Origin of the sequence: Halomicrococcus pelagicus (assembly GCF_051917725.1) — an archaeon.
Classification (GTDB): Archaea; Halobacteriota; Halobacteria; order Halobacteriales; family Haladaptataceae; genus Halomicrococcus.
In genome coordinates, this window is record NZ_JBQBLX010000011.1 from 1 (window position 1) to 2,788 (window position 2,788).

2 rRNA genes are annotated in these 2,788 nt (G+C 58.7%); both read right to left on the reverse strand.

The annotated features are described in order from the left end of the window. Positions 1-27: 27 nt before the first annotated feature. A 5S ribosomal RNA gene (rrf, locus tag ACTF4R_RS21120) occupies positions 28-149 on the reverse strand. 131 nt (positions 150-280) lie between these two features. Next, positions 281-2,788: ribosomal RNA gene (locus tag ACTF4R_RS21125) — 23S ribosomal RNA — on the reverse strand; the annotation flags it as partial.

Genomic DNA, 2,788 nt, shown 5'->3' on the forward strand with positions numbered 1-2,788 from the left:
GTGCTGGCCGTGGGCTGTGGTATGAGTGGGAGGCGGCGAACCGGTGTTCCCAGAGGCTCGCGCACTCCAGTACTGGCCGGAACGCAGGCGGGCTTAACTTCCGTGTTCGGGATGGGTACGGGTGTCGCCCCGCCGCTGTGGCCGCCTTAACGCCGACCCGCGGAATCGAACCGCGGTCAAACACCAGTCGTCGGTGGTTCGACCAACCGTATGTCCGTGCAATCCAGTTAACGCCTGGACCCGTTCAAACGGGCCAATCAGTGCGAATCCACATTCAGTATGAGTGTGTGGCTCGACCAGTTAGTGCTCGCGGGCTGAACGCCTCGTTGCCTCGGCGCGCACACCCCGAGTCTATCGAACTCGTCTTCTACGAGTGGTCTCGGCGGTACCTCTTTTCCAGGTGGGTTTCGAGCTTAGATGCATTCAGCTCTTACCCCGTGTCACGTGGCTGCCCGGCACGCGCCCTCTCGGACGACCGGTACACCAGTGGTGACCATTCGGAGTTCCTCTCGTACTATACGAATGTTCCCGTCAGGTACCATAGCACCCCCAATAGATAGCAGCCGACCTGTCTCACGACGGTCTAAACCCAGCTCACGACCTCCTTTAATAGGCGAACAACCTCACCCTTGCCCGCTTCTGCACGGGCAGGATGGAGGGAACCGACATCGAGGTAGCAAGCCACCGGGTCGATATGTGCTCTTGCCGGTGACGACTCTGTTATCCCTAAGGTAGCTTTTCTGTCAGCAACCGCCCGCATCAAGCAGGCTGGTTGGTTCGCTAGACCACGCTTTCGCGTCAGCGTCCCTCGTTGTGGAGGACACTGTCAGACTTCCTTTTGCTCTTGCGCTCTTTGCCGCGTCTCCGACGCGGCTGAGGAAATCTTGGGGCACGCTCGATATCTTTTCGAGCGTGTACCGCCCCAGTCAAACTGCCTGGCTACCGGTGTCTTCCTCCCGGAGTGAGGGTCACAGTCACTAACGGGTAGTATTTCAATGGTGGCTGGGCGACGCGCTGGCGCGCGCACCTCTGTAACGCCTCCTACCTATGCTGCACATTAGCGACCGTGTCCCAGCGACAGCCTGCAGTAAAGCTCTATAGGGTCTTCGCTTCCCCTTGGGGGTCTCCAGACTCCGCACTGGAACGTACAGTTCACCGGGCCCAACGTTGGGACAGTGACGCTCTCGTTGATCCATTCATGCAAGCCGCTACTGAAGCGGCAAGGTACTACGCTACCTTAAGAGGGTCATAGTTACCCCCGCCGTTAACAGGTCCTTCGCCCCGTTGTACCGGGTTTTCAGATACCTGCACTGGGCAGGATTCAGTGACCGTACGAGTCCTTGCGGATTTGCGGTCACCTATGTTGTTACTAGACAGTCGGAGCGTCCGAGTCACTGCGACCTGCCCCTATCCGGGGCAGGCATCCCTTATCGCGAACTTACGGGACTAACTTGCCGAATTCCCTAACGTCGGTTGCTCCCGACAGACCTTGGCTTTCGCCGCCAGAGTACCTGTGTCGGATCTCGGTACGATCACCGTGCTCGTTTTTTCACGGGCTCTAGGTTGAGTCGACTTGCGCTGTTCCGCCGTTCGTCCGCTTCCTGCCATTACGGCTTCCACGGATTTTGACGGTTCGACCGGGCGAAAGCCCGGCTCGACCTGCCCCAAAGCGTCAACTTTCACTGCACGGTGGCACTGGAATATTAACCAGTTTCCCTGTCGTCTCATTCGATCTACGGTGAGACTTAGGATCGGCTAACCCTCGGCTGATCAGCATTGCCGAGGAACCCTTACTCTTCAGGCCGTCGGGGGTCTAACCCGACTCACGCTGCTACTATGGCCAGGATTTTCGTCCCTACTCGGTCCATTCGAATTCTCATCCGAACTTCCACCCGAGCAGAGTGCCAGTCTACTGGATCACGCTGTGACGCGTGCCGCCAGGTCTCGGTGGTGGACTTGAGCCCCGATCATTTTCGGCGCCCCGAACCTCGGCCGGTAAGCTGTTACGCTTTTCTTGGAGGGTAGCTGCTTCTAAGCTCACCTCCCGGCTGTCTAGGGCTCGGGACCACCTTCGATCGCACTTAGTCCACACTTGGGGACCTTAACCCAGCTCTGGGTTGTCTCCCTCCTGGTGCACAGGCTTACCCCGCACACCGGATTCCCTGCGTCAATGGCGTCCGTAGGTTTGGAGTTCGACAGGGAGGCCGACTCCTCTCGGAGGCGGATCTCCCAATCGGTCGCTCTACCCCACGGACTACCTCGACAGAGGTCATGCTTCGACATGTTTCGACTGGAACCAGCTGTTGCCGGATTCGATGGGCCTTTCACCCCTACACGTAGGTCACGGGAGGGTATTGTAGGACACCATCCCTAGCAGGCCTCCACGTGGCTTTCGCCACGCTTCACCTTGCCCACGCGTAGATCATCCGGTTTCGGGTCGTATCAGTTCGACTCCCCGCCCTTGAAGACGGTGGCCCTCGCGCAAAGCGCTGCGGCCGTATTGGTTTCCCTATGCCTTCCCCGATGCACGGGTTAGACTCGCCGAACAGATACACTCCCTGGCTCGTTTTTCAAAACGTACGACGGGACACCGGCTCCCCTCGAGTCCTACTGCGGGTTCGCACCCGGGTCGTTTATCGAGGGGCCTTTTGAGCCCCGTCGCTCCATCGCCAACTGATTTCAGGCCCTATTGCACCTCCCTTTGTGGGGTGCTTTTCAGCGTTCGCTCACGCTACTTGTTCGCTATCGGTCTCGAGACGTGTTTAGTCTTAGCGGTCGATGTCCGCTA